The 23,180-nt window shown below is 71.9% G+C and carries 19 protein-coding genes; 7 read left to right on the plus strand and 12 right to left on the minus strand.

What is annotated here, in order from left to right:
* Positions 1-7 precede the first annotated feature (7 nt).
* A complete protein-coding gene (locus ACGF5O_RS09080) occupies positions 8-808 on the plus strand; it encodes an SDR family oxidoreductase (protein WP_393809255.1) in 801 nt (266 codons plus the stop codon).
* 105 nt (positions 809-913) lie between these two features.
* On the opposite strand, the gene ACGF5O_RS09085 is transcribed toward ACGF5O_RS09080, so the two are convergent.
* From ACGF5O_RS09085 to ACGF5O_RS09110, 6 genes are all read right to left on the minus strand, one after another.
* Positions 914-2,452 (minus strand): SDR family NAD(P)-dependent oxidoreductase, encoded by a 1,539-nt coding sequence (locus ACGF5O_RS09085; protein ID WP_393809256.1) that lies wholly within the window; start codon positions 2,450-2,452, stop codon positions 914-916.
* A 103-nt stretch (positions 2,453-2,555) separates the two neighbouring features.
* Positions 2,556-3,815, minus strand: a complete 1,260-nt coding sequence (locus ACGF5O_RS09090) for a wax ester/triacylglycerol synthase family O-acyltransferase (RefSeq protein ID WP_393809564.1) — start codon at positions 3,813-3,815, stop codon at positions 2,556-2,558.
* A 221-nt stretch (positions 3,816-4,036) separates the two neighbouring features.
* Positions 4,037-6,370: a GH92 family glycosyl hydrolase gene (locus ACGF5O_RS09095; RefSeq protein WP_393809257.1), complete on the minus strand. Its 2,334-nt coding sequence runs from the start codon at positions 6,368-6,370 to the stop codon at positions 4,037-4,039.
* A gap of 145 nt (positions 6,371-6,515) precedes the next feature.
* Entirely contained in the window at positions 6,516-7,736 is a 1,221-nt protein-coding gene (glgC, locus tag ACGF5O_RS09100; RefSeq protein ID WP_393809258.1) for a glucose-1-phosphate adenylyltransferase, read from the minus strand.
* Positions 7,737-7,840: 104 nt separating this feature from the next.
* On the minus strand, positions 7,841-8,992 hold the full coding sequence (gene glgA / locus ACGF5O_RS09105) for a glycogen synthase (RefSeq protein WP_393809565.1): 1,152 nt from the start codon (positions 8,990-8,992) through the stop codon (positions 7,841-7,843).
* Positions 8,993-9,030: 38 nt separating this feature from the next.
* Complete coding sequence (locus ACGF5O_RS09110; protein ID WP_393809566.1) at positions 9,031-9,870, minus strand: (2Fe-2S)-binding protein; 840 nt, start codon at positions 9,868-9,870, stop codon at positions 9,031-9,033.
* 211 nt (positions 9,871-10,081) lie between these two features.
* Between ACGF5O_RS09110 and ACGF5O_RS09115 the strand changes: the two genes are divergently transcribed.
* A complete protein-coding gene (locus ACGF5O_RS09115; protein WP_393809259.1) occupies positions 10,082-11,239 on the plus strand; it encodes a DMT family transporter in 1,158 nt (385 codons plus the stop codon).
* Here ACGF5O_RS09115 and ACGF5O_RS09120 read toward each other — a convergent pair.
* Positions 11,229-12,449 (minus strand): transglycosylase family protein, encoded by a 1,221-nt coding sequence (locus ACGF5O_RS09120; protein ID WP_393809260.1) that lies wholly within the window; start codon positions 12,447-12,449, stop codon positions 11,229-11,231. The genes ACGF5O_RS09115 and ACGF5O_RS09120 overlap by 11 nt on opposite strands.
* Before the next feature lie 364 nt (positions 12,450-12,813).
* On the opposite strand from ACGF5O_RS09120, the gene gndA reads away from it, so the two are divergent.
* Positions 12,814-14,253 (plus strand): NADP-dependent phosphogluconate dehydrogenase, encoded by a 1,440-nt coding sequence (gndA, locus tag ACGF5O_RS09125; protein ID WP_393809261.1) that lies wholly within the window; start codon positions 12,814-12,816, stop codon positions 14,251-14,253.
* Positions 14,254-14,852: 599 nt separating this feature from the next.
* Here gndA and ACGF5O_RS09130 read toward each other — a convergent pair.
* The 3 genes from ACGF5O_RS09130 to panD are packed head-to-tail and all read right to left on the minus strand — an operon-like array spanning position 14,853 to position 16,293.
* Positions 14,853-15,497, minus strand: coding sequence for an aspartate/glutamate racemase family protein (locus ACGF5O_RS09130; RefSeq protein ID WP_393809262.1), 645 nt, complete (start codon positions 15,495-15,497; stop codon positions 14,853-14,855).
* A gap of 10 nt (positions 15,498-15,507) precedes the next feature.
* The gene (locus ACGF5O_RS09135) at positions 15,508-15,852 is read right to left on the minus strand and encodes an N-acetyltransferase (RefSeq protein ID WP_391378574.1); all 345 of its coding nucleotides are present in this window, start codon (positions 15,850-15,852) and stop codon (positions 15,508-15,510) included.
* A 21-nt stretch (positions 15,853-15,873) separates the two neighbouring features.
* Positions 15,874-16,293 carry an aspartate 1-decarboxylase gene (gene panD, locus ACGF5O_RS09140; RefSeq protein WP_362602480.1) on the minus strand — a complete coding sequence of 140 codons (420 nt, stop codon included), beginning with the start codon at positions 16,291-16,293 and terminating at the stop codon, positions 15,874-15,876.
* Positions 16,294-16,432: 139 nt separating this feature from the next.
* On the opposite strand from panD, the gene ACGF5O_RS09145 reads away from it, so the two are divergent.
* From ACGF5O_RS09145 to ACGF5O_RS09160, 4 genes are all read left to right on the plus strand, one after another.
* Positions 16,433-16,789: a PRC-barrel domain-containing protein gene (locus ACGF5O_RS09145; protein WP_362603265.1), complete on the plus strand. Its 357-nt coding sequence runs from the start codon at positions 16,433-16,435 to the stop codon at positions 16,787-16,789.
* Positions 16,790-16,813: 24 nt separating this feature from the next.
* Positions 16,814-16,987, plus strand: a complete 174-nt coding sequence (locus tag ACGF5O_RS09150) for a hypothetical protein (protein ID WP_393809263.1) — start codon at positions 16,814-16,816, stop codon at positions 16,985-16,987.
* Between the two features lie 73 nt (positions 16,988-17,060).
* Positions 17,061-17,528, plus strand: a complete 468-nt coding sequence (locus ACGF5O_RS09155; protein ID WP_393809264.1) for a MarR family winged helix-turn-helix transcriptional regulator — start codon at positions 17,061-17,063, stop codon at positions 17,526-17,528.
* 116 nt (positions 17,529-17,644) lie between these two features.
* Complete coding sequence (locus tag ACGF5O_RS09160; protein ID WP_393809567.1) at positions 17,645-19,291, plus strand: MFS transporter; 1,647 nt, start codon at positions 17,645-17,647, stop codon at positions 19,289-19,291.
* A 69-nt stretch (positions 19,292-19,360) separates the two neighbouring features.
* On the opposite strand, the gene ACGF5O_RS09165 is transcribed toward ACGF5O_RS09160, so the two are convergent.
* Together ACGF5O_RS09165 and ACGF5O_RS09170 are read right to left on the minus strand one after the other, a co-directional pair.
* The gene (locus tag ACGF5O_RS09165; protein WP_393809265.1) at positions 19,361-21,550 is read right to left on the minus strand and encodes an RICIN domain-containing protein; all 2,190 of its coding nucleotides are present in this window, start codon (positions 21,548-21,550) and stop codon (positions 19,361-19,363) included.
* Positions 21,551-21,578: 28 nt separating this feature from the next.
* On the minus strand, positions 21,579-22,940 hold the full coding sequence (locus ACGF5O_RS09170; protein WP_393809266.1) for a ricin-type beta-trefoil lectin domain protein: 1,362 nt from the start codon (positions 22,938-22,940) through the stop codon (positions 21,579-21,581).
* Positions 22,941-23,180: the final 240 nt, after the last annotated feature.

Consider the following 23,180-nt stretch of genomic DNA (forward strand, 5'->3'; position numbering starts at 1 on the left):
TACACCGATGACGTCATCGTACGGGCCGTCGTACGGTCTGCGGGGCCGGGCGGCCGTCGTCACCGGCGGCACCCGGGGCATCGGGCGCGCGGTCGCCGAGGGGCTCGCGGCGGCCGGTGCGCTGGTGTGCGTGAGCGCGCGGGACCCGGACGAGGTGCGCCGTACGGCCGCCGGTCTCGGCGGGGTCGGCCTGGCCGGCAACGTCGCCGAGCCGGAGCACGCCCGGGAGCTGACCCGGCTGGCGCTGACCGAGTTCGGGCGGCTGGACATCCTCGTCAACAACGCGGCGACCAACCGCCCCTACGGCCCCCTCATGGACGCCGATCCGGGCCTGTGGCGCGAGGCGTTCACGGTCAACGTGGAGGCCCCGCTGCGGCTGACGCAGTGCGCGTGGCGCGGCTGGATGCGGGAGCACGGCGGCTCGGTGATCAACATCTGCACGGAGGGCGCGACCCATGTCGGCCCCCACGTGGGCGCGTACGGCACCAGCAAGGCGGCGCTCCTGCACCTCACCCGGCAACTGGCGGGCGAACTGGCCCCCCGGGTACGCGTGAACTCGGTCTCACCGGGCCTGGTCCGCACGGAGATGGCCCGCTTCATGTGGGAGCCCCGCGAGCAGGAGATCGCCGCCGGCCTGCCACTGGGCCGGATCGGCGAACCGGAGGACGTGGCCGGGGCGGTGCTGTGGCTGGCCTCGGACGCCGCAAGGTGGGTGACCGGAGCAGACGTACTGGTGGACGGCGGTACGAGGGTCCGGGCGGCACACACGGCAACCTGGGCGCGACCCCCTGGGGGCGCGGGGCTGTAGCACTATGCGGCTCCGCCGCGTGGGCGCGACCAGCCCCCACCCACCCGCACCCGAACCACAATCGCACCCCTCCCCCGGCCAAACCCCCGGAGGATCAGGCGGGGCTCACCACTTGCCGGGCTCGTAGTCCTTCAAAAAGACCCCGTACACGTCGTCGCCGTCCTCGCCGCGCACGATCGGGTCGTAGACGCGGGCCGCCCCGTCGACCAGGTCGAGCGGCGCGTGGAAGCCGGCCTCGGCCAGTCGCAGCTTGTCGTAGTGCGGGCGCTCGTCGGTGATCCAGCCGGTGTCGACGGAGGTCATGAGGATGCCGTCGGTCTCGAACATCTCCGTCGCGCTGGTCCGCGTGACCATGTTCATGGCGGCCTTGGCCGCGTTGGTGTTGGGGTGCCCGGCGCCCTTGTAGCCGCGGCCGAAGACGCCCTCCATCGCCGACACGTTGACGACGTACGACCGGCCGCGCGCCGCCTGCTTCGCCGCCGCGGCCATGGCCGGCCGGAGCGCGCTGATCAGGATGAACGGCGACGTGTAGTTGCAGAGCTGGGTCTCCAGGAGCTCGATCGGCGAGATCTGGTCGATGGTCTGCACCCAGGTGTTGGTGTCGACGACGTCCGGGACGAGGCCGCCGGCGTCGATGGCGGTGCCGTCGAGGTGCCGGGCCACGCTGGCGTTGCCCGCGACGAGGGCGAGGCCGGCTACCTGCTGCGCGTCCAGGCCGCTGATGCCGAGGGGCAGCGCGGCGAGACCGTCCACGGCACCCGAGTTGAAGGCGCCGATGACCTGGTGGGCGGGGAGCTCGCCGGCGGGCAGCGGGGCGCTCTCGCCCTCGACCAGGGCCGCGTACGCGGCGGGCAGCCGGCGTACGGTCTGGGTCGCGTTGTTGATCAGGATGTCCAGCGGGCCCGCCGCGCCGACCCGCTCCGCGAGGGCGACGGCCTGCGCCGGGTCACGCAGGTCGATGCCGACGACCTCCAGGCGGTGCAGCCAGTCCGCCGAGTCCTCCATCGCCTTGAACCGGCGGATGGCGTCCTTCGGGAAGCGGGTGGTGATCGTCGTGTGGGCGCCGTCCCGCAGCAGCCGCAGCGCGATGTACATGCCGATCTTGGCGCGGCCCCCGGTGAGCAGGGCGCGCTTGCCGGTCAGGTCGGCGCGGGCGTCGCGCTTGGCGCGGTTCAGCCGGGCGCAGTCCGGACAGAGCTGGTGGTAGAAGTAGTCGACCTCGACGTAGCGGGTCTTGCAGGTGTAGCAGGAGCGCGGGCGCTGGAGTATCCCCGCGACCCGGCCCTCCCCGGTCCTGGAGGAGGGCAGCAGGCCCTCGGTCTCGTCGTCGATGCGCTCGGCGGAGCCGGTCGCGGTGGCCTCGGTGACCGCCTTGTCGTGGGCGGTCTTGGCGGCCCGGCGCTCCTGGCGGCGGCGCTGCTTCACCGTGCGGTAGACGCCGGCCGTGGCCCGGCGCACCGCGATGGCGTCCGGGTGGTCGACCTCCAGCTCGTCCAGCTCGGCGAGCACGCCGAGGCAGACGGCCAGCCGCTCGGGGTCGATGCCGGGGCCGTAGACCACGGCCCCGTCCGAGAAGCCGTCCGTGGCCTCGTCCACGGCCCGCACCGCGTCCTCGGCCGTCGGGCCGTCCTGTGTCACCGTCATCGCGCTGCCGCTTCCCTGATCCACCAGCGGCGCTCCGACTCGCGCCCGCTTTCGAACAGGGAATTTTACGGAGCCCCGGGCATTACCTCCAAACCCGTCCGGATCATGGCTCGCAGACGGCGATCAGCGAGTCCACCTCGTCGGTGACCGCGCGGGCCAGCACGTCGAGGTCGGGGACGGCGTTCGCGTCGGCGACCAGGCCGTAGTGGACGTGGTTGCGGTAGGTGGAGATGGCGACCGCCAGGGACTGGCCGGGCGCCAGCGGGGCCAGCGGGTAGACGGCCGTCAGCGGGTGGCCGCCGAGGCGCAGGCCGACGCCCGGCAGCGGCACGCTGGTGACCAGGATGTCGAACCAGAGCCGGGCGGCCTGGCCGACGAGCGGCCCGCCGAGCCGGTGCCCGAGCGCGGGTACGTGGTCGGCGAGCAGGGCGACGGCACCGGCGCCCCGGTTGGGGCCGGCGTCCTTGTTGCGGACCATCGCCGTGCGGACGCGGTCGAGGCGGGCGATCGGGTCGGGGTTGTCGACCGGGAGCCGTATCAGGTACCCGGAGAGCCGGTTGCCCTGCGGGGCGACGGTGCGCGGGCGGCGCTTGGAGACGGGGATCAGGGCGCGCGGGGCGACGCCCTCGGTGCCCTCGCCGCGCTCCTCCAGCCAGCGGCGCAGGGCGCCGGCGACGACGGCGATCAGGACGTCGTTGACGGTGCCGCCGACGGCCTTGCGGACGCGGTGCACGTCGTCGATGTCGAGGTCGACGCCGGCGATGCTCCGGGTACCGGTCGGCTCGGACTTCAGGGCGGCCGACGAGCTCACCCCGAGGGCGGACAGGGCGACCGAGGCGCCGATGTCGAGGGCCCGGCCCACGTCGGAGAGGGCGCCGCGCACCAGCTCGGGCAGCCTGCGCACGTCGGGCAGCGCCAGCATCGGGCGCGGCGGCTCGATCGAGCGGGGGGCGCGCACCGGCAGGTCGAGCGGGTCCATGACACCGGCGGCCAGCTTGAGGGCGCGCAGCCCGTCGGCGAGGGCGTGGTGGAACTTGAACAGCACCGCGAAGGACACCCCGTCCTCGCCGGGCAGCACATGTGCCTCCCACGGCGGCCGGCCGCGCTCCAGCGGGCGCTCCATCAGCCGGCCGGCGACGGTGTGGAAGTCGGCGGTCGGGGCGTGCAGCCGGACGTGGTTCAGGGGGTCGAAGTCCGGGTCGGTCTCGCGGGCCGCGCTGCCGAACGCGAGTGGCTGCCAGACGTCTCTGATGCGCATGCGCAGTCCGGGCACGGCGACGGCCCGGGCCGCGAGCAGGTCGGCGGCGTGCGCGCCGGCGGTCGGCGAGTGCGCCGAGAACACGCCCAGCGCGCCGAGGTGCATCGGGTGTTGCTCCGACTCGATGTTCCAGAACGCCAGATCGAGAGGAGCGAGCAGGTCAGCAGTCGCAGTCTTCAAAGGGAATGCCTCGCGTTGACGGAGGGTGGATCAGCAGTCAAACGCCGACTCATTATTACGGTCAAGTACGATCACGCTACGCTCAGTTAACAGCAGATTAAGTCCCACCTCCTCCGAAAGAGGCGGGACTCATGGGGCACCTGAGGTCACTTCAGCGCCGGCGGTCCCGCCTCGGGTGACGTACCCCACTCTGACGGGCGCGGGCCGACCGTGAACGCCAGCGAGCGCAGGGAGCGCAGCGCACCGGTCGTCAGATAGGTACGGCCGTAGTCGCCGCCGTCGGCGCGGGCCCGCTGGATGTACCGGTGGTCGGCGGAGGTCCCCGGCGCGGTCACGGTGAACCCGCCGCTCGGCCAGAAGCGGCGGTCGAGGCGGACGTCGGCCCGGTCGAAGACGGGGGTGGACAGGCCCCAGGTGCCGTAGCCGGGCTGCACCGGGAAGAGGCCGAGGGACGACAGGACGTTCCAGGCGGACATGGTGCCGAGGTCGTCGTTGCCGGTCATCCCGGCCGGGCCGTCGGTGAACAGGGTCAGCGCCGCGTGCACCACGTCGGTGGTCTTCCAGGGCTGGCCGGTGGAGAGGTAGGTGTACGGGGCGATCAGGTCGGGCTCGTTCATCGGGTTGTAGACGGCCGCGTTGTAGTAGGCGTACGCGTTGCCGTGCACCCACACCTCGCGGGCGGTCTTCGCCGGGTCGGCGAGCACCTTGTCGTAGGCGAAGAAGGAGTCGAGCCGGGCGTTGGTGGCGCGCTCGCCGCCGATCAGGGAGATCACGCCGGGCAGGTCCTGCGGGACGAGCCACTGGTACTGCCAGGCGGTGCCCTCGTGGAAGCCGATGCCGCGGGCCGGGTCGGGGCTGCCGGTGAAGAGGCCGGCGGCGTCACGGGCGCGGAAGAAGCCGGTGGAGGGGTCGAAGACGTTGCGGTAGTTCTGCGCCCGGGTGGCATAGCGGGCCGCGTCCTCGACATGGCCGAGTTCCCGGGCCATCTGGGCGAGCATCGCGTCGGAGAGCGCGTACTCCAGGGTGACGGAGGCGCCGTGGTCGTAGTCGGAGTCGCCCACCTTGGTGTGCGGGCGGCCCTTGAGGTACGGCGCGTAGCCGTCGGCGAGGTATTCGGCGTTGACCTCGCGGCCGACCCCGGCGTTGGCGGCCGGCGGCACGCCGTCGGCGTTCTTCCGCAGCGCCCGGTAGGCCCGCTCCTCATGGCCCTTGAGCAGGCCCAGCTGGTAGGCGGTGGTCAGGAAGGGGGTGACCGGGTCACCGGTCATGATGTTCGTCTCGACCGTGCCGTAACCCCACTTGGGCAGCCAGCCGCCCTCCTCGTCGACCTTCAGTACCGACAGGGCCATGTCGCGGGCCTCGCGCGGGGCGAGCAGGGCGAGCGCCTGGGCCTGGGTGCGGTAGGTGTCCCAGAGCGACCAGTTCTGGTAGTACGTGAACCCCTGGGCGCGGTGGATCCGGCGGTCCCAGCCGGTGTAGCGGCCGTCGGCGTCGCCGCCGACGTTGGGCGCGAGGAAGGTGCGGTACAGGGACGAGTAGAAGGTGCGGCGCAGGGTCGGGGAGCCGCCCCGGACGCGGACGTCACCGAGCCGCCGCTCCCAGGCATCCCGGGCCTGCCGTCGTACCGTGTCGAACGAACGGCCGCCCTCGGCGCGCAGGTTGACCTCGGCGCCCTGTGCGTCGACGTACGACAGGGCGGTGGTCGCCTCCACCGTACGGTCCCGGGTGGTGTCGAAGCGGACGTAGGCGCCGTCGGCTCCGGTGCGGGAGCCGGGGGTGACCGCGGTGCCGTTCCAGGTGCCGTACGCGGTGAAGGGGCGGCTGAAGCGGGTGACCGTGTAGACGGTGTAGGGGGCGCTCTCGCGGCAGAAGCCGTGGCCGGTGATCCTGGTGCGGACGGTGTGGTCGTCGAGGATCTCGACGTCGCTGCTGACCGGCTTGTGCAGTGCCTGGTGGGCGTTGAGCAGGACGTTGGCCTTGCCGGTGGCCGGGAAGGTGTAGCGCTGGACGCCGGTGCGGGCGGTCGCGGTCAGCTCGGCGGTCACGCCCGAGTCGAGGCCGACGCGGTAGTAGCCGGGGCTCGCCGCCTCGTCGGCGTGGTCGAACCCGGCGGCGTACGTGGCGTAGTCCGTCTGCGTGACGTCGCCGGTGGTGGGCAGCACGGGCAGGTCGCCGCCGATGGCGCAGCCGACGCCGGAGAGGTGGACCAGGGAGAAGCCGCGGATCCGGCGCTGGGAGTAGTCGTAGCCGGTGCTGTGCCCGGTGTCCGGGGAGAGCTGCACCATGCCGAAGGGCACGGCCGCGCCGGGGAAGGTGTTGCCCTCGTCCTGGCTGCCGATGAACGGGTTCACCAGGTCGGCGAGGTGGCCGTCGGCCGGTTCGGCGGCCCCCGCGGCGGGGGCGGTGAGCAGCGCGGACGCCGTCAGCACGGCGGCGAGGCACAGCCGGCTGCGCCGGAGAGCCGCGGTGGTATGTGACATACCACTGGTCCCTCTCATGTCGGATGACCTCCGAAGTTCGACATTGCTGTCTGCATCGTGAGGGGAGAGGGCGGCAAAATCCGGCAAATGAGGGGTTTTCACTCGCAGCGCGTCGCGCCCGAGTCGGCGGGCACCCGGGGCGGGGCTAGGAGACCAGCTGTCCCTTCCCGAGGCCGATGACCCCGCCCTTGGAGACGGTGTAGAGCTCCGTGTCGCGGTCCGGGTTGACGCCTATCGTCGCGCCGGGCGGGACCTCGACGTTCTTGTCCAGGACCGCGCCGCGCACCACGGCGCCGCGCCCGATGATGACGTTGTCGTGCAGGACCGACCCCTGGACCACCGCGCCCGGGTCGACGCGCACGCCCGGGGAGAGCACGGACCGGGTGACCTGGCCCCGTATCAGGCAGCCGGCGCTGATGATGGACTCGCTCGCCATGCCACCGGCGTTGAAGCGGGCCGGGGAGAGCTGGTTGGAGTGGGTGTAGATGGGCCAGCTGCGGTTGAAGAGGTTGAACGCGGGCCGCTCGGCGATCAGGTCCATGTGGGCGTCGTAGTACGCGTCGAGGGTGCCGACGTCCCGCCAGTAGCCGCGGTCGCGGCTGGTCTCGCCGGGGACGTGGTTGGTGCCGAAGTCGTAGAGCTGGGCCTCGCCGCGGGCGGTCAGCTGGGGCAGGATCGAACCGCCCATGTCGTGCACCGAGTGCTCGTCCTCGGCGTCCCGGTGCAGGGCCTCCACCAGGGTCTTGGTGGTGAAGATGTAGTTGCCCATCGAGGCGAAGACGCAGTCCGGGGCGTCCGGCAGGCCCGGCGGGTCGGCCGGCTTCTCCAGGAAGGTCTCTATCGTCTGCCCGTCCGAGCCCGGGGCGATCACGCCGAACGCCGAGGACTCCGCGCGCGGGATGCGGATGCCCGCGACCGTGACCCCTACGCCGCCCTCGATGTGCTGCTGGAGCATCTGCCGCGGGTCCATGCGGTAGACGTGGTCGGCGCCGAACACCGCGACGTAGTCGGGCTGTTCGTCGTGGATCAGGTTGAGGGACTGCAGGATGGCGTCGGCGCTGCCCAGGTACCAGCGCGGGCCGAGCCGCTGCTGGGCCGGGACCGGCGTGACGTAGTTGCCGAGCAGACTGGACATCCGCCAGGTGGTGGTGATGTGCCGGTCCAGCGAGTGCGACTTGTACTGCGTCAGCACGCAGATGCGCAGCACGTCCGCGTTGACCAGGTTCGACAGCACGAAGTCGACCAGACGGTAGGTACCGCCGAAGGTGACCGCTGGTTTGGCCCGGTCGGCGGTCAGCGGCATCAGGCGTTTGCCCTCCCCGCCGGCCAGCACGATCCCGAGTACCGAAGGTCCACCACGACGCATGGCCGCTCCCCTCACCCTGGTGCTCCATGCCTGCCCTGGGAGCACACCCGCTAAGCCTGCACCGGGATCACGTCGAACAGGCGGCCTGTTCGTTACGCCTGTCGTTACGCCTGCTTGAGGATCTCCTCGTAGAGCCGGACCGTGCGCCGGGCCACGGCGTCCCAGCCGAACTCCCCGACGGCCCGCTCCCGTCCGGCCTCGCCCATCCGGCGGGCCGTCTCCCGGTCCCCGACGACCGTGTCCAGCGCCCGTGTCAGGCCCTGCTCGAAGTCGTCGTCCAGATCGACCAGCAGGCCCGTCTTGCCGTCCTCGACGACCTCGGGGATACCGCCGACCCGGGACGCCACCACGGGCGTGCCGCAGGCCATCGCCTCCAGGTTGACGATGCCGAGCGGCTCGTAGACCGAGGGGCAGGCGAACACGGCAGCGTGGGTGAGGAGTTGGATGACGTCGGCGCGGGGCAGCATCTGCGGGATCCAGTGCACGCCCTCGCGGACCCGGCTCAGCTCCGCGAACAGCTCGCGGAACTCCCGGTCGATCTCCGGCGTGTCGGGCGCCCCCGCGCAGAGGACGACCTGGGCCGCCGGGTCGATGTCCCGTACCGCGCGCAGCAGATGGGGCACGCCCTTCTGGCGGGTGATCCGGCCGACGAACAGCACGTAGGGGCGGCCGGGGTCGATGCCGGTCCTGGCCAGGACGTCGGTGGAGCGGTCCGGGCGGTAGAGGGCCGTGTCGATGCCGTTGTGCACGACGTGGACCTTCGCCGGGTCCAGCGCCGGGTAGCAGTCGAGGATGTCCGCGCGCATCGCCCCGGACACCGCGATCACGCCGTCGGCGGCCTCGATCGCGCTGCGCTCGGCCCAGCTCGACAGGGCGTAGCCGCCGCCGAGTTGCTCGGCCTTCCAGGGCCGCAGCGGCTCCAGCGAGTGGGCGGTCACCACGTGCGGGACGCCGTAGAGCATCTTGGCGACGTGGCCGGCCAGGTTGGCGTACCAGGTGTGGGAGTGGACGAGTTCGCGGCCTTCGAGGCCCGCGGCCATCGCCAGGTCGACGGAGAAGGTGCGCAGCGCGTCGTTGGCGGTGTCCAGGGCGGACCAGGGGCGGTGCCGGACGACGCCGACCCCGCGGCCCTCGCCCCAGCAGTGCACCTCCAGGTCTACCAGGGGCCGCAACTCACGGGCGAGGAACTCCACGTGAACACCCGCGCCGCCGTAGACGTCCGGGGGGTACTCCCGCGTCAGCAGTCCGACTCGCACCCGCAACCCCTCGCTCTCCACGGCCGGTTGTTCCATGGTCACCCAGATGCGGCGCGCGGGGAAGAGCGCGGTGGTTGTGTGAAACAACAGTCACCGCAGACCCCGCCGCCCGGTACCCGGTAGTAGAGACAGCAGCTGCGGCGCCGGAAGGCCAGGCCGGTGCGGGTGCCGGTGGATTTCAGCAGGGGGTGCGCGAAGAGGGCGTCGGCGAGGGTACGGGTCCGGGCGACCGAATCCGCACAGTCGTTCGTACGCGCCCAGCGGTCCAGCTCGCGGGCGGCACCGGCCAGCGCGGAGCCGGCGTTGCCCCGCAGCAGACCGGCGGCGAGTCGGTAGCGGTCCCGCAGGGCCGCACCGAGGGGTTCGAGATGGGCGTGCACCACGGCTCGTACGACGGCGTCGGCGAGCTCCTCCGGGTCGGCGGGCGCGGCCGGATCGGGGCCGGTACCGGTACCGGCGGGCAGTGGGCGCACCTCGGTGAGCCAGAGGTCGTCGGGAGCGCCGGCGGCGGGGTCCCAGCGGAGCAGGTCCGGGTCGAGGTCGGGCAGGCGGCCGTAGCGGACGGCGCAGCCGAGGGCGACGGACCAGAGCCGGGCGGCCAGCGCCTGGTGGGCGACGGAGGCGGCGACGCGGGGCTCGGCGGTGCCCAGACGCCCCGAAACGACCTCGACACGGAAAGTAAGGACATTCCCGTAAACATCCGACGTGAGTTTTTTATAGCCCTTTGCCAGGGTCGCGAGCCGGCCGATCCGCGCCGCGTCGGGGCCTCCTACCGCCGGTCGGACCGTGCGCAGCACGAAGAAGCCGCCGAGCGGCCGGAGCGCGGCGAGATCGGGGTCCAGCTCCTCGAAGAGGTCCACGAACAGCAGTAGTACCAGGGTCCCCGGGAGCCCGGGGACACGCCGCCTCCACCCGGCGGCCCCCACCCTGGGGATGATCGGGATCCCGCCGTACTCCATCGGTAGTAGGACCCATTAGGTGCTCAGGTACGACGACGGGAAGCACGCGGACGGGCAGAGTGTTGCTCATGGAAGCCGACCGATCACCGCGCGGGGCCAAGCGGCCCCGCCTGACGCAGAGGAGCCGAGTATGAGCGCCCTCGCGTTGTCCGTGTTGCTTTCCTTCGTCTCCGCCGTCGCCTACGCCGGCGGAGCGATCGTGCAGGAGCAGGTAGCGGTCTCCTCCCCCGACGAGCAGTACGCGCCGCTGCGCCGCCCGAGCTGGTGGGGTGCGATGGCGCTCAACGGCCTCGGCGGCCTGCTGCACGTCGTGGCACTGGCCTACGGCCCGCTGAGCCTGGTCCAGCCGCTGGGCGCGCTCACCATCGTCTTCGCACTGCCCATGGCGGCCCTGTTCGTCGGCCGCCGGGCCGGGGCGACCGCCTGGCGGGGCGCGATCATGGCGACCGTCGGTCTGGCCGGTCTGCTCTCCCTGGTCGGCTCCTCCGACTCGCACACCCTGGACTCCGCCGGGCGGATCGGGGTCGCGGTGGTCACCGGCGCGGCGGTCGTGGCGCTGATGATCGCGGGCCGGGCCGCGCACCGGCACCCGGCGGTGCGCAGCGTGCTGCTCGCCGTCGCGTCCGGCATAGCCTTCGGCATGTCCTCGGTGTTCACCAAGGTCGTGGCGATCGACTGGGACGGCGGGATCGCCACCGCCGACCTGCTCTGGCTGTCCGTGATCGGCGCGTACGCGGTCGCGGGCGTCCTGATCTCGCAGGCCGCGTACCGGGGCGGCGGCCTCGCCGCGCCCCTGGCCACGCTGACCGTGGTCAACCCGGTGCTGGCCGCCGCGGTCGGCATCACGATGTTCGGCGAGACGTTCCGCTACGGCGCGACGGGCACCCTGCTGGCGCTGGGCTGCGGTGTGGTCGCGGCGGGCGGCCTGATCCTGCTGACGACCGAGCGCATCGAGGGCACCCCGCATCCTGCCCTGCCGGTGCCGGACCCCGCGGTGGCCGAGGTGTCGCCCGAGCCGCTGGTCGAGGCGCTGGTGGAACTGGCCGAGGCGGGTCTGGCGCAGTCGGGTACCGAGCGCGGCGGTGCGGACCGCGTCGGCGCGACGCAGGCGGAGCCGGTGGAGGTGGCCAGGCCGGCGGAGGCCGCCTCACTGGTCGGGATGCCGCAGCAGCGGACGGGGTCCGCGGTGCGGGACATGGTCCCGGAGGTGCCCGAGGTGCTGCTGCCCGCCGGCGACTACGTGCACGGTCCCTTCCTGGAACGACACCGTACGCGGATCAAATCCTGACGCCGGCGGCCCGGAGATAGGCGACCGGGTCGATGTCCGTGCCGAAACCGGGCCCCGTCCGCACCTCGAAGTGCAGATGCGGGCCCGTGGCGTTTCCGGTGGAGCCGGAGCGGCCGATCCGCTGGCCCGTGGACACGCTCTGCCCGGCCCGCACGGAGATCGCCGACAGGTGGCCGTACTGCGTGTAGCGGCCGTCGGCGTGCCGGATCACCACCTGGTAGCCGTAGGAGCCGCCCCAGCCCGCCGTGACGACCTGCCCGGCCTCGACCGCCTTCACGGAGGTGCCGGTGGGCGCGAGGAAGTCGACGCCGGTGTGGTAGCCCTTCGACCAGTGCGAGCCGGACGCGTGGTAGGGCGTGCCGATCGGGGCGTCGACGGGGGCGACGAGGGTGTGGGTGCCGGACTTCGTCGTCGCGGCCTTCGTCCTGGATTCCGACTTGGGCTCGGCCTTGGGGTGGGCCTTGGTCTTCGTGGCCGCCTTCTTCGGGGCCGCCTTCTTCGTCGCCGGTTCGGTCTTCGTGGCCCGGCCCGTGAGGCTCAGCCGCTGGCCCGGCAGGATCAGGTCGGGGTCGGAGCCGACCGTCGTGCGGTTGGCCGCGTAGAGCCGGGGCCAGCCTCCGGAGACGTCGTTTTCCTCGGCGATCCCGGAGAGCGTGTCGCCGTGCACCACGGTGTACATCTCGGCCCGGCCGGCCCGGGACTGCGGGGTGGTCTGCGGCTGTACGTCCCGTACGGAACTCTTCGCGGCGCTCTTGGCCGAACCACTCTTCGCGGCGTGGTTCGTCGCGGGGTGGGTGGCGGCGCTCTCCGTGTGCACGTCGGGGGTGTCGCCGCCGCGGGTGAGCCCGGCCCGCACCGAGCAGACCGGCCAGGCGCCCGGGCCCTGGCCGTCGAGGACCTTCTCCGCCACGGCTATCTGCTGGTCCTTGGTGGCCAGGTCGGCGCGCGGCGCGTACCTCGTGCCCCCGTACGCCTCCCAGGTGGACTGGGTGAACTGGAGGCCGCCGTAGAAGCCGTTGCCGGTGTCGATGCCCCAGTCGCCGCTGGACTCGCAGGCGGCGACCCGGTCCCAGGTGGACACGGAGGCCGCGTCGGCGCTCCCGGCGGCGGCGAGCGGGAGCGCGAGGCCGGCACCGCCCGCCGTGACGGTGAGCGAGGCACGGTTGATCCTGTTCGGCTGGTACCGGCGGTGCCGGCCGTGATCGGCCATGTCGGAAGTCCCCCTCGCCACGCGCGTCAGGAAGGCCAAAAGTAAGCGTCCCGAACAGGCCATGACAAGACGGCAATCAGCCGCCTCTTTTCCCCGGGTTGTCCCCGGGTGCTCGGCCGTCACGCCCGAACGGGGGCGAGAGGAACAGGCATTGACGCGCCGTCAGCCGTACGGGTCCGGCAGGGCTCCCTGAATGCGTTTCACGAGGTTACTGAGGCGTCGGGCCGGTGTGGTGCGTATCTGCAAGTGCGGCCGGTCGAACGGCGGGTCAGGATGGCCTTTGGGCGATACTGGCGGGCATGAGCGGCGGCAGCATCCCTTGCACGTTCTACGGGATCGACTTGATTCTTGAGGAGCAGGCGGTATGAGCACTTCGGCGCAGATCGGCGTCACGGGTCTCGCGGTCATGGGCCGCAACCTCGCCCGGAACTTCGCGCGCAACGGCTACACGGTGGCGTTGCACAACCGCACGGTGTCCAAGACACGCGAGCTGGTGGAGAACTTCGGGGACGAGGGCGACTTCATCGCGGCCGAGACCGCCAAGGAGTTCGTGGCGGCGCTGGAGCGGCCGCGCCGGCTGGTCATCATGGTCAAGGCGGGCGGTCCGACGGACGCGGTGATCGAGGAGTTCGCACCGCTCCTGGAGCCCGGCGACATGATCATCGACGGCGGCAACGCGCACTTCGCGGACACCCGGCGCCGCGAGAAGGCGCTGCGCGAGCAGGGCATCCACTTCGTGGGCATGGGCGTGTCCGGCGGTGAGGAGGGCGCGCTGCACGGGCCGAGCATCATGCCGGGCGGGCCGAAGGAGTCGTACGACTCGCTGGGCCCGATGCTGGAGAAGATCTCGGCGAAGGCGGCCGACGGCGCGCCGTGTGTGACGCACATCGGCCCCGACGGCGCCGGGCACTTCGTGAAGATGGTGCACAACGGCATCGAGTACGCCGACATGCAGCTGATCGGCGAGGCGTACCAGCTGCTGCGCGATGTCGCCGGGTACTCCCCCGCGCAGATCGCGGACATCTTCCGCACGTGGAACACGGGCCGGCTCGACTCGTACCTGATCGAGATCACGGCGGAGGTGCTGGCGCACGTGGACGCCGCGACCGGCAAGCCGTTCGTGGACGTGGTGGTGGACCAGGCGGAGCAGAAGGGCACCGGCCGCTGGACGGTGCAGATCGCGCTCGACCTGGGCGTGCCGGTGTCGGGGATCGCCGAGGCGGTCTTCGCGCGGTCCCTGTCGGGCCACGCCGACCTGCGGGCCGCGTCCCGGGACCTGGCCGGTCCGAAGCCGACGGCGCTGTCCGAGGCGGAGGCGGCGGCGTTCGCGGACCGGGTGGAGCAGGCGCTGTACGCGTCGAAGATCGTGTCGTACACGCAGGGCTTCCACGAGATCCAGGCGGGCAGCGACGAGTACGACTGGGACATCGACCTCGGGGCGGTGTCCTCGATCTGGCGGGGCGGCTGCATCATCCGGGCGGCGTTCCTGGACCGGATCCGGGCGGCGTACGACGCGCGGGCGGATCTGCCGAGCCTGCTGTCGGACGAGACGTTCGCGCGGGAGATCGCGCAGGCGCAGGACGACTGGCGTGAGGTGATCATCGCCGCGACGCGGGAGGGGGTTGCCGTGCCCGGCTTCTCGGCGGCGCTGGCGTACTACGACGCGTTGCGGGCGGAGCGGTTGCCTGCGGCGCTTACGCAGGGGCAGCGGGACTTCTTCGGGGCGCACACGTACCGGAGGGTGGACCGGGAGGGGTCGTTCCACACGCTGTGGGGCGGGGACCGCTCGGAGGTCACGGCGTAGCGCGCCGGCCGTTTGCGGGGTGCGGGCGGGCTGCGGTTTCGCGCAGTTCCCCGCGCCCCTGAAGGGGTGGGGGGCGGTCCCGGTTGGCCGTCGGGTGCGGGCCGTCGTGGTTTTCGCGCAGTTCCCCGCGCCCCTGAAGGGGTGGGGGGCGGTCCCGGTTGGCCGTCGGGTGCGGGCCGTCGTGGTTTTCGCGCAGTTCCCCGCACCCCTGAGGGGGTAGGGGGCGGTCCCGGTTGAGCGTCGGGTGCGGGCCGTCGTGGGGATTTGCGCAGTTCCCCGCGCCCCTAGGGGGCGGTCCCGCTCGGTGGTTGGGTGCGGGGCGTCGTGGGTTTTCGCGCAGTTCCCCGCGCCCCTGAGGGGGTGTGGGTCAGGTCAGGGGTGGGCCCGGTTCTGGGGTGGGGTTCGGGTCTGGGGGGATCGGGGGTGGGGCGGGGGGTGTGGGGGGCTGCGGTAGCGGGGGTGGGGCGGGTGCTGGGGGTGGTTGGGGGGTGGGGACCGGGCTGGGGTAGGGGTCCGGAGGGTGGGGTGCTGGGGGTGGGTTCGTCATGGTGTCCTCCGGCCAGTGGCTCGATGTCACCTCTGGGGGTCTACTGCCCCACCTACCCGAGCGGCGCTCGCGCACTCCTCGCCGCCGCCGCGAGGCCCGGGCGCGGGCTGGACAGGACGGGGACCACCGTGGTCGTGAACGTCGCGGCCGAGGTCATGGAGGCCTGGGCCAGGACGATCACGTCGGCGTCGGTCACGGCGTCCGCGGCGGCCGCCACCAGGCGGGCGCAGCCCTCGATGTCGCCGGCCTCGAAGCGGTTCCAGGCGTCCGGTACGACCTGGGCCCGGGCGTGGACCGGGCGGTCCGCGCGGCGCGCCTCGTCGTCGAGCAGGGCCAGGGTGGGCGGCAGGGTGCTCTCGACCGTCGCCAGGACGGCGATCCGGGGGCCCGTCGCCACCGCCTCGGCCGCCATGGGACGGTCGCCGCGAATCACCGGTACGCCGAGTTCGGCGGCGGCCCGCTCCGCGACCTCGCCGATCGTCGAGCAGGTGCAGAGCACGGCCCGTACGTCGGCGTCCACCGCCCGGCGGAGGGCCGCGGTGACGTCCGCGGCGACCGCTTCGGGGCCCTCCCGGCGGGCCCGGGCCAGGAGGTCCGGGTCCACCCGGTGGCGTAGCTCCAGGCCCGGGTGGTGCTCGTCGCGCAGGGCGTCGAAGACGGGGACGTGGAGGGGTGAGGTGTGCAGGAGGGCGAGCACGTGCGGGCCCTCAGAAGCGGCCGGGGTGGGCGACCAGCCATTCCTTCGCGGCGCGCAGCAGCTCGGGGTCCGGCGTCGGCGCCACGTCGGGGTGGCGCTCGGCCCACCTGACGACGTAGGGGCAGAGCGGCGCCACCGGGGTCTCCTCGCGCTCGGAGATCGCGTACAGCTCGCGGGCGAGGGAGCCGGCGATGCCCTTCCCCTCGTGCTCCGGCTCCACGATGGTGTGGACGGGCACGAGGGCCCGGGAGGGCGACTCCAGGACGAAGTACTCGATGTGGCCGACGACTTCGTCGCCGGCGACCGCCTCGAGGCGGCCGGCCGCCCGGTCGTCGCGGATCTCGATGTCGCTCATGTCGCCCTCCTGGTCCTCCGGTCAGGCCGAGACGGCCTGCGGGCTGCGCTCCTGGTCCGAGCCCGGTACCGGCTCGGACGGGTCGGCGCCGAGGGCCACGACCCGGTTGTCGTGGTCGACGTGCACGACCCGCGGCCGAAGCGTACGCGCCTCGGCGTCGGTGACCTGAGCGTAGCTGATGATGATCACCAGGTCTCCGGGGTGCACGAGGTGGGCCGCCGCCCCGTTGATCCCGACGACCCCGGAGCCCCGCTCGCCCTCGATGACGTACGTCTCCAGCCGGGCGCCGTTGGTGATGTCGACGATGTGGACCAGCTCGCCGGGCAGCAGGTCGGCGGCGTCGAGGAGGTCGGCGTCGATCGTCACGGATCCCACGTAGTGCAGGTCGGCCTGGGTGACGGTGGCGCGATGGATCTTGGACTTGAACATGGTGCGCAGCATGTCGGACTCCTGGAAGACGGCTCCCTGCCCGCTTTTTGCAGGTCAAGGGCGTCCGTCACTCTACCCTCGCGGGCGCCGGACCCGAAGGGCGAATGACTGTCGGCGGCCACACCGGGTACCCGGACGGGGGAGGTGCCCGATGTTCGAAGCAACCGACATCCGCGAGTGGCGCGGGCATGACGTGGTCGACGCCGCCGGGCACAGGATCGGTGTGCTGGAGTCGGTCTACGTGGACACCACGACCGACAGGCCCCGCTTCGTCACCGTGACGGTCGGGCTGCCCACGCGCCGCCGCCTGGTGTTCGTCCCGCTGACCGAGGCGACCGTCGGTCCGGCCTACCTGAAGGTCGCGTACCCCAAGGACGTGGTCAAGAAGGCTCCGTCGATCGACACCGACGGGGAGCTGCCGGCCACCCGGGAGCCCGCGGTCTTCGCGCACTACGAACTCGACTACGTCCCGGGCGCGGGCGGTGAGCGCCGCCTGGCCCGCCGCTGACCCACCGACCGTCCGGGAGAACCGATGAGCCTGTTCCTGTTCCTGATCCTCGTGGCCCTCGTCCTCGGCCTCGTCGGATTCGCCGTCCACGGGCTGTTCTACCTGCTGGTCATCGGCGCCGTCGTGCTCCTCGCCGACCTCGTCTACGCCGCCGTCCGCCTGCGACGCGGCGCCCGGCGGCACCGCCTCGCCCGCTGACCGGCCCGCCGACCTTCATGTTTACTAATGAATGGTTGAGCAGTCCAGACTGATAAACCTAGTATTAGTACATGTGAAGGCAGACATGGCCGCCGGTGACGGCGGTACAGGCGAACTGAGCGACGCCACCCGGCTCGCGTCCGATCTCCGGCTCGCGGTGGGACGCGTGACGCGGCGGCTGCGGCAGGCGCACGCCGTGGGAGACGTGTCCCTGTCGGGGGTGTCCGTGCTCGCGCGGCTCGCGGCCCAGGGCCCGGACTCCCCCACCGCCCTCGCCGAGACGGAGCGGGTGCGGCCGCAGGCCATGGCGAGCACCCTCGCCCAGCTCGAACAGCGCGGTCTGGTCCGCCGCACCCCCGACGCCGCGGACGGGCGGCGGAGCATCGTGGCCGCCACCGAGGAGGGGCGGGCGGTGCTCGCCGAGCGGCGCTCCGAGTCGGTGCAGCGGCTCGCGGCCGTTCTCGACACGTTCTCCGAGCAGGAGCGCGCGACGCTCGGCGCGGCCCTGCCGCTCCTCGGCCGGCTGGCGGAGCGGCTGTGAGCGGGCAGCGGTGGTCCGCCGCCCTGCGCTCGGCCCGGCACAAGGACGCTCCGGCCGGGCCCGGCTACAAGTGGGTCGCGCTGTCGAACACCACGCTCGGCGTGCTGATCGCCACGATGGACGCGTCGATCGTGATCATCTCGCTGCCGGCGATCTTCCGCGGCATCGGGCTCGACCCGCTCGCGCCGGGCAACATCGGCTATCTGCTCTGGATGATCCTCGGCTACCTGCTGGTGTCCGCCGTGCTGGTGGTCGTGCTCGGGCGGCTAGGCGACATGTTCGGCCGGGTGAAGATCTACAACCTGGGCTTCCTCATCTTCGCGTGTGCCTCGGTGGCGCTGTCGCTCGATCCGTTCCGCGCGGGGGCGGGAGCGCTGTGGCTGATCCTGTGGCGGATCGTGCAGGCCTTCGGCGGGTCCATGCTCACCGCCAACTCGGCCGCCATCCTCACCGACGCCTTCCCGGCCCGGCAGCGCGGCATGGCCCTCGGCATCAACCAGATCACCGCGCTGGCGGGCCAGTTCCTCGGTCTGCTCGCGGGCGGGCTGCTCGCCGTCGTCGACTGGCGGGCCGTGTTCTGGGTGAGCGTCCCGGTCAGCATCACCGGCACCGTCTGGTCGTACCTGAGCCTGCGCGAGACCTCGGCCGGCCGGCCCGGCCGGATCGACTGGCTCGGCAACCTCACCTTCGCCTCCGGGGCCGGCATCCTGCTCGCCGGGATCACCTACGGGATCCAGCCCTACGGCGGCAGCGCCACCGGCTGGGGGAACCCGTGGGTGCTGACCGGCCTGATCGGTGGCGTCGCCCTGCTGCTGGCCTTCTGTGTCATCGAGACCCGGGTCGCCGAGCCCATGTTCAACCTGGCGCTCTTCCGGAACCGGGCGTTCGCGGCGGGCAACGTGGCCGCCCTGCTCACCTCGATCGCGCGCGGCGGCCTGCAGTTCATGCTCATCATCTGGCTCCAGGGCATCTGGCTGCCGCTGCACGGCTACGACTTCGAGGACACCCCGCTGTGGGCCGGCATCTTCATGCTCCCGCTGACGCTGGGCTTCCTGATCGCGGGGCCGGTGTCCGGATACCTGTCGGACCGGTTCGGGGCCCGGTTCTTCTCCACCGCGGGGCTGGTCGTCGTCACCGCGTCCTTCCTGGGGCTGCTCGCCCTGCCCGTCGACTTCGACTACGGGCTGTTCGCGGCGCTGCTGCTGCTCAACGGCCTCGGCCAGGGCATGTTCTCGGCGCCCAACACCTCCTCGATCATGGGCAGTGTGCCGGCCGAGTACCGGGGTGTCGCCTCGGGCATGCGGTCCACCTTCCAGAACTCCGGTACGGCGCTGTCCATCGGCGTCTTCTTCTCGCTGATGGTCTCGGGCCTGGCCACCTCGCTGCCGGACACGCTGAAGAGCGGGCTCATGGCACACGGCGTGCCGGCCGCGTCCGCCACGCACGCCGCGTCGCTGCCGCCGGTGAGCACGCTGTTCGCGACGTTCCTCGGCAACAACCCGATCCAGCACCTGCTCGCCTCGGAGGGCGTCCTGGACCATGTCACCGGCGCCCAGCGGGCCGTCCTGACCGGGCACACCTTCTTCCCGCGGCTGGTGTCCGGCCCCTTCCACCAGGGCCTCGGCATCGTCTTCGGGGTGGCCGCGGGGATGGCGCTGGTCTCCGCCGTGGCCTCGGCGCTGCGCGGCAGCCACCGCCCCGTCCAGGAGCGGCCGGAGTCCGAGGACCAGCCGGCGGCCCGGACGTCCTCCGCGAAGTCCTAGCAGGGGTCGCGGGAAACGCCCGTGGGCCGGTACGGCGGACGTCCGCCGTACCGGCCCACGGCGTTCAGATCACGGGTACGACTTCAGGTTCGCCACGTTGTTCGACGAGTTCGACGGTCCGCCCGTGTTGTTGACGACATGGCTGATGGTGCCGGTGCCGCCGAGGGAGACCGTCACCAGGCTGGTGAAGCGGACGCCCGCGTTGTTCGGCGCCTCGACAGCGTGCGCCGCGACCACGCCCGGGTTGACGTTGAAGTAGCAGTAGCTGCCCAGGCCGTACACCTGGTGGCTGGTGACCGAGTCGGCGACCTTGTAGGCCGCGTAGCCCTGTGTCGAGCCGTTCATCCAGGCCGCCTGGTTGGGCGGGTCGTAGGGCATCTCGTTCTGGTAGAAGTACGTCCGGCCGCCGTTGCCGTTCCAGAGGGTCTGGTACTTCTGGAAGTGCTCGACGAACAGGCCGTACATGGTGACGTCGTCGCCGTTGACGACCAGGCCGGTGTCCGCGGTGTTGCTGGTCCAGCCGACCCCGCTGCCGTGGTCGGCGCGCCAGATCCACATGTGGTCGCCGATGACGTTGTCGCTGTTGACGACGAGGCTGGTGGTGGCCTTGCCGACGCCCGCGCCGCCGACCCGGAAGTACACGTCGTGCAGGGAGGTCGGGTCGGCCGCGTGCGAGGCCGAGGAGCCGCTCGGACCGACCTCCACCAGGGTGGAGGAGTTGGTGGTGCCGGCGTCGAAGAGCAGGCCCGCGATCTGGACGCCGTCGACGTCGGCGACCTTCATCGCGGTGACGCCGTTGTCCGGGACGAAGGTGGCGAGGCCGAGGCCGAGGACGACGGTGTCGGCCCGGTTGACCTGGAGCGTCTGGTCGAGGTGGTAGACGCCCGGGGTGACCAGGAGGTTCTTGCCCGCCGCCAGGGCCGCGTTGATCTGGGACGCGGTGGCGCCCGGCTTCACGACGTAGAAGCTGTCCAGGGACAGCGACGAACCGGCGGCCGAGCCGGAACTCCAGCTGGTGCCGGAGGTGTTGGAGCGGGTGGACGGGACGAACACCTGGTAGTCGCCGGAGCCGTCGACGTACAGGAACGGCTTCTCGCGGGTGACCGGGCTCTGGGCGACCGTGGTGTCCGGCGGGCTCGGGAAGGTGGTGCCCGGCACTCCGGTGCTGCCGACGAAGACCATGTTCCAGTTGGAGCCGGTCCAGCTGCCGAGCTGCGAGTTGCGGGTCAGCCACTGCTGCTGGCTGCCGGAGTTGACCTGGCCGTCGATCTTGCTGTCGGCGATCAGGCCGCCGCTGGACCAGCCGCCGTCGTCCAGGGCGAGGTTGCCGCGCAGGTGCATCCGGCGGTAGGCGGCGGCCTGCGAGACCGCCCAGCGGTCGGAGCCGCCGGTCGGGGTGACGGACAGGTTCTCCGCGCCCCGCCAGAAGTTCTGGGTGGCGTTGCCCTGGAACCAGTCGGCCTCGGCGTGCACCGCGCCGTTGATGTTGACCGCGTCCGGGGTCAGGCCGAGGCCGAGGACCTGGGTGTAGAAGCCGACGTTGACGTCGGCGCTGTAGGTGCCCGGCTTGAACATCACGGCGTAGCGCTGGGAGCCGAACTGGTTCGTCTCCTGCTGCTGGAAGATCGAGTCGATGCGGCTCTGGATGGTGGACGCCGGCATCGACGGGTCGAAGACGACCACGTTCGGGCCGAGGTCGGGGTTGCCGGACGACGGCGGTGCCACGGCGGTCACCTGGAAGCGCTGGGCCGCGGTGCCGTTGCAGGTGTACTGGACCAGCTGCACGCTGTCCGCGGTCGAGGCGGCCGGGTCGTCGAGGCACTTGCCGCTGTTGCGGTTGACGAAGTGGTAGGCGCCGCCGCCCTCGTCGACCGGCAGCCACTGCTGGTTGGTCCCGCCGCCGTAGGCCCACAGCTGGGTCGGGGCGTTGTCCGCGGTGGAGACGTCGGTGACGTCCACCACCTGGCTGGTGTTGTTGCCGTTGTTGATCCGGAAGTAACCGTCGCTGGTGGCGGTGAGGCTCCACTGCTGGGCGGTGGTGCCGTTGCAGGTGTACTGCTGGACGGCGGTGCCGTTCGCGGTGGCGGCGGCCCTGGCGTCCAGGCACTTGCCGCTGGCGGCGTTGGTGAGGGTGGCGAAGCCGGTGGGCAGGGCGGTGGCCGCCGCGTGCGCGGACGGGGCGGCGGTCAGCAGCGAGGCCCCGAGAACGGCCAGCGCTGCGGCGGCCGTTGGTCTGCGGCGCCAGGAAAGGCGGGGCACTGGGTCTCCTAGTCCTTGGTGTGGGGGGTCAGCCGGTGTATCCGGCGAAGACGCGCGTGTAGTCCCAGTTGGACTGGCTCACGCCCGAGCAGCTGTCGGCGGAGCCGCCGGTGCAGGGCCGGTCGCGGTTGGCGGACCAGAAGGTGAGCCGGGCCAGGTGGTGCTGCTGGGCGTAGGCGAGGATGGTCCGGAAGTCGTTGACGGTCACCGTCTCGCTGTTGTCGGTGATGCCGTTCATGGACGAGATGCCCATGTCCCGGTAGGCGGTGTCGTCGCTGTAGCCGTACGCGGTCTTCAGCGCGTTCTTCAGCCCCTCGGCCGCCTGGGTGGTGAGGTTGCCCATGTTCTGGCCGGCCCCGCCGAAGTCGAACGGCATGATGGCCCAGGCGTCGACGGTCAGCCCGGAGTTCGCCGCCCGATTGATCAGGCTGGTGTCGGGCCCGCTCTGGCCGGTGCCGATGGTGATGTACACCTTCGTGCCCGGGTTGTTGGCCTTCACCGTCTTCAGCGCGTCCACGACCCGCTGCTGCACGGTCCCGTTGCTGTAGGCGTCTGCTTCGAGGTCGATGTCGATGGCCTTGAGCCCGCCGTAGGCGTTGATGACCTTCTGGTAGGCCGCCGCCAGCTCGCCCGCGCTGGAGCAGGAGCTCTCCAGCTTGTTGCCGCTGTAGCCGCCGAACGACGGGATGACGTCACCGCCGTTGGCGCGCACCGTGTTGACGGTGCTCTGGTCGACGCCGCCGGTCAGCGCCCGGCCGCCGTCCCACTGCGGGTTGCAGTAGCCGTTGCTGAGGACGAAGGCGAGCGTGTAGTACTTCACGCCGGTCGCGTTGGTGATGGTGGTCGGGCTCGGCGGGTCGCCCCAGCCGTTGTAGAGGTAGGGCGCCACGGCCATCGGCGAGGACGGGGTGGTGCCGCCGCCGGCCGCCGGGGCCGTCCACTTCTGGTTGGCGGTGCCCGCGCAGGTCCAGATCTGTATCCGGGTGCCGTTGGCGGAGGTGTTGCCGGTGACGTCCATGCACTTGTTCGCCTGCGGGTTGACGATGTCGTTCGCCGACGACACGGTCCACTGCTGGTTCGCGCCGCCGGAACACGTCCACAGCTGCAGCTTGGCGCCGTCGGCGGTCGAGTTGCCGGTCACGTCGAGACACTTGCCGAGCGCGCGGAGGGTGCCGTCGCTGCCGCGGGTCCACTGCTGGGCGGAGGTGCCGTTGCAGTCGTAGAGCTGAACGGCGGTGCCGTCGGCGGAGTTGGCGCCGGCGACGTCGAGACACTTGCCGGCGAGGCCGGTGACGGTGCCGGTGGCGGCGTGCGCGGGCGCGACGGTGAGCAGTCCTGCGGACAGGGTCAGAGCGGCTATGGAGACAGCCGTGGGGAGAGGTCTGGCCATTGCGGGGGGGGTGGCCTTTCACGCGGGGGGATGCAGCACGGTATGTACTCAACGCCCCTGTTGCTGCCGGGCGTTGAGCACATCCGTGAGGCTTTGTTTAAGGCGTGAAGCTAAAGGTCCGGACCACCGGCGTCAAGGGGGTGCGCCCCGAAGGGGCGCGGGGCCGGGTCAAATGTGCGGCTACCGCCGGGTGGGCGCGACCAGCCACATCAGACGTGCGCCCGGAAGCGGCCCGCAGTC

It is taken from the genome of Streptomyces sp. NPDC048291 (assembly GCF_043201715.1).
GTDB lineage: Bacteria > Actinomycetota > Actinomycetes > Streptomycetales > Streptomycetaceae > Streptomyces.

What these genes read in the sequence shown, in the direction of transcription:
- ACGF5O_RS09135 (WP_391378574.1), bottom strand. Translation starts at nt 15,852, where the DNA reads ATGAGCGACATCGAGATCCGCGACGACCGGGCGGCCGGCCGCCTCGAG.
- gndA (WP_393809261.1), top strand. Translation starts at nt 12,814, where the DNA reads ATGAGCACTTCGGCGCAGATCGGCGTCACGGGTCTCGCGGTCATGGGC.
- ACGF5O_RS09170 (WP_393809266.1), bottom strand. Translation starts at nt 22,940, where the DNA reads ATGGCCAGACCTCTCCCCACGGCTGTCTCCATAGCCGCTCTGACCCTG.
- glgC (WP_393809258.1), bottom strand. Translation starts at nt 7,736, where the DNA reads ATGCGTCGTGGTGGACCTTCGGTACTCGGGATCGTGCTGGCCGGCGGG.
- ACGF5O_RS09085 (WP_393809256.1), bottom strand. Translation starts at nt 2,452, where the DNA reads ATGACGGTGACACAGGACGGCCCGACGGCCGAGGACGCGGTGCGGGCC.
- ACGF5O_RS09080 (WP_393809255.1), top strand. Translation starts at nt 8, where the DNA reads ATGACGTCATCGTACGGGCCGTCGTACGGTCTGCGGGGCCGGGCGGCC.
- ACGF5O_RS09115 (WP_393809259.1), top strand. Translation starts at nt 10,082, where the DNA reads ATGAGCGCCCTCGCGTTGTCCGTGTTGCTTTCCTTCGTCTCCGCCGTC.
- ACGF5O_RS09095 (WP_393809257.1), bottom strand. Translation starts at nt 6,370, where the DNA reads ATGTCACATACCACCGCGGCTCTCCGGCGCAGCCGGCTGTGCCTCGCC.
- ACGF5O_RS09120 (WP_393809260.1), bottom strand. Translation starts at nt 12,449, where the DNA reads ATGGCCGATCACGGCCGGCACCGCCGGTACCAGCCGAACAGGATCAAC.
- ACGF5O_RS09145 (WP_362603265.1), top strand. Translation starts at nt 16,433, where the DNA reads ATGTTCGAAGCAACCGACATCCGCGAGTGGCGCGGGCATGACGTGGTC.
- ACGF5O_RS09090 (WP_393809564.1), bottom strand. Translation starts at nt 3,815, where the DNA reads ATGCACCTCGGCGCGCTGGGCGTGTTCTCGGCGCACTCGCCGACCGCC.
- ACGF5O_RS09150 (WP_393809263.1), top strand. Translation starts at nt 16,814, where the DNA reads ATGAGCCTGTTCCTGTTCCTGATCCTCGTGGCCCTCGTCCTCGGCCTC.
- panD (WP_362602480.1), bottom strand. Translation starts at nt 16,293, where the DNA reads ATGCTGCGCACCATGTTCAAGTCCAAGATCCATCGCGCCACCGTCACC.
- ACGF5O_RS09160 (WP_393809567.1), top strand. Translation starts at nt 17,645, where the DNA reads ATGGACGCGTCGATCGTGATCATCTCGCTGCCGGCGATCTTCCGCGGC.